This is a genomic window from Chamaesiphon sp. VAR_69_metabat_338 (assembly GCF_031423935.1).
Classification (GTDB): domain Bacteria; phylum Cyanobacteriota; class Cyanobacteriia; order Cyanobacteriales; family Chamaesiphonaceae; genus Chamaesiphon.
In genome coordinates, this window is the sequence record NZ_JANPGM010000291.1 from 1 (window position 1) to 2258 (window position 2258).

Consider the following 2258-nt stretch of genomic DNA (forward strand, 5'->3'; position numbering starts at 1 on the left):
GCCGTCATAATCAAATTGCACCTAAGAATCGTCAAGCGTAAGCGAGAAATTGGCGGAGCTACGAGAGCCGTGATTGAGTGGCAGCATAGATCGCTGTCATCATCAAAAATCGCACCTAAAAATCTTTAAGCGTCAGCGAGCAGTCGAGCACGTCCGGTCGAAACTCGTTGGCGTAGCCTCTCTGCAAGAGAATCGTCTATACGCAGACGATCGCCGCTGACGACTGCTCGGTTTGTATCCTATTTCTAAGATTCTGGAATAAATGTATCTATTCTCATCGCCACTCCGATCTTATTCGCTAATTTGAAGTCAGCACCGATCGGGTCAGAGAAGTTAACATAGATTATAGGTTTAAGTTTTAGGTGTGAATTTGTCCGCAATGATGAATTTTACCGTCGCTCGTTCGTTAGGAGTTTATCCAAGGTCATGACTGAAGTAATTACAGCAAAACCACCCAGTATCCAGATGACCGACAATGCGCTCTCGCATGTGCTGGCATTACGCGAAAAACAAGGCAAAGACCTCTGTTTGCGCGTCGGCGTTCGCCAAGGCGGTTGTTCGGGGATGTCCTACGTGATGGACTTTGAAGATCCCAGCCAGATTCGCGACGATGATGAAATTTGCGACTATAGCGGTTTTAAGCTAGTCTGCGATCGCAAGAGTATGCTATACGTCTATGGTCTCGTCCTCGACTACAGCGACGCGATGATCGGTGGCGGTTTCCAATTTACCAACCCCAACGCCGCTCAAAGTTGTGGTTGTGGCAAGTCTTTTGCAGTTTAGGGAATAGGGGATAGAGAATAGGGAATAGCAGTTTTTATCGTAATTAGCCTTGCAAATTGAGTGGCTACGTAAATAACGTTAATTCACACCTTGTATATGCTCCAAGCCCTATCCCCTAACCTCTAAACCCTATCCCCCATCCCCTTCCCCCTATCCCCTAACTCATGGCTGAAACCCTAAATCCTGCTGAATTATTCGACAATGCAATTAAAGATTATCAAACTGGAGAAAAAAGTCCAGCCCAGCTAATCCCGATTTTTGTGGATGTTTGCAATCGATCGCCAAAACTCGATAGCGCGTGGACGTGTTTATCCTGGTTGTACTTATTGGAAAATAAGCCGCAACTCGCAATCAAAGCCGCTTTGAAATCGATGAAAATCGATCCCTTCGACGCCCAAACACGGATCAATCTGGCGGCTGCGATGCTCGAAATCAAACAATCTGGCGTGCGCGAGCATATCGAAATGGCCAGAAGCATGGTTGAAGCAGCTCCTGAAGTCCGCGATCAGGTAGTCACCAATTTCAAAGATGGGTTTACTCGCAAACCGGATTGGGCGAGTCTCAAGCGGATTGAAAAGTTAATTTTTGAAGATTAACAGAGCGATAATTTTCGCTAGCAGAGCCTACCATCGGTCATCGCTTAATCGTTAGAATTTAAGGATGATGCAGTGCCTAAATAGCCTAGAGCATTAAATTTCAAGCTTACTGTCAGGTGGGCGAGAATTTTCAGTTTGGATTTTCGATCGTCTCGATTTTGCCAATCCAAGTATTGCCACCTTGCCGATCTGCGTTCGTAATTCATTATCCTCACCAATGTTAAATCCCAAAACTCAATTAATCGGTCTTAAAGCCGATCGTTTTCGCCACCCGCTGGACTTAGAAGCTACCACCAGCCTCCGCCGACTTCCCGGGTTAGATCTATTGGTGCGGAACTTCCTCGGTGGCATCACCGAAGACTTTCTTTATCTCAATAATATTGCCGCGAGCGTGCTGATCGGCGATCGCCAACTGCCCGATATTCACAAATTATTAGTCGAAGCTTGTCAGATTCTCGATCTGGAAGTGCCCCAACTCTACCTCAAGCAACATCCCGCACCAAATGCCTACACGATGGCCGTACGGGGCAAGAAGCCGTTTATTGTCGTCCATACCTCACTCGTAGACTTACTTACCCCCGCCGAGCTTCAAGCCGTCCTCGCCCATGAATTGGGGCATCTCAAATGCGAACACGGTGTCTATCTCACCCTCGCCAATATCATCGTTCTTGCTACTGGCGGTTTAGTCCCAGGAATCGGGAATTCGATCGCCCAGAACCTTCAAGCCCAAATGCTGCAATGGCTCCGCTGTGCCGAGTTTAGTTGCGATCGAGCGGCATTACTCGTCAGCCAAGATCCCAAAACGGTAATTTCGGTATTGATGAAGCTCTCTGGTGGTTCACCACAATTAGCACCATTACTCAACGTCGATGCCTTCCT

General features: G+C 47.4%; 4 protein-coding genes. 3 read left to right on the top strand and 1 reads right to left on the bottom strand.

The features are described from left to right. Nucleotides 1–426: 426 nt before the first annotated feature. Nucleotides 427–783: an iron-sulfur cluster assembly accessory protein gene (locus RMO84_RS08515; RefSeq protein WP_310488037.1), complete on the top strand. Its 357-nt coding sequence runs from the start codon at nt 427–429 to the stop codon at nt 781–783. Nucleotides 784–947: 164 nt separating this feature from the next. Next, nucleotides 948–1379 (top strand): hypothetical protein, encoded by a 432-nt coding sequence (locus RMO84_RS08520; protein WP_310488039.1) that lies wholly within the window; start codon nt 948–950, stop codon nt 1377–1379. Nucleotides 1380–1423: 44 nt separating this feature from the next. Here RMO84_RS08520 and RMO84_RS08525 read toward each other — a convergent pair whose 3' ends face one another. Beyond that, nucleotides 1424–1585: a hypothetical protein gene (locus RMO84_RS08525; protein WP_310488040.1), complete on the bottom strand. Its 162-nt coding sequence runs from the start codon at nt 1583–1585 to the stop codon at nt 1424–1426. A gap of 11 nt (nt 1586–1596) precedes the next feature. Between RMO84_RS08525 and RMO84_RS08530 the strand changes: the two genes are divergently transcribed. Beyond that, nucleotides 1597–2258 (top strand): M48 family metallopeptidase (locus RMO84_RS08530; protein ID WP_310488041.1); only part of this gene is annotated, 662 nt, incomplete at its 3' end.

Bases quoted from the DNA above. Each gene is read 5' to 3' on its own strand.
- RMO84_RS08520 (WP_310488039.1), top strand. From the start codon at position 948: ATGGCTGAAACCCTAAATCCTGCTGAATTATTCGACAATGCAATTAAA.
- RMO84_RS08515 (WP_310488037.1), top strand. From the start codon at position 427: ATGACTGAAGTAATTACAGCAAAACCACCCAGTATCCAGATGACCGAC.
- RMO84_RS08525 (WP_310488040.1), bottom strand. From the start codon at position 1,585: ATGAATTACGAACGCAGATCGGCAAGGTGGCAATACTTGGATTGGCAA.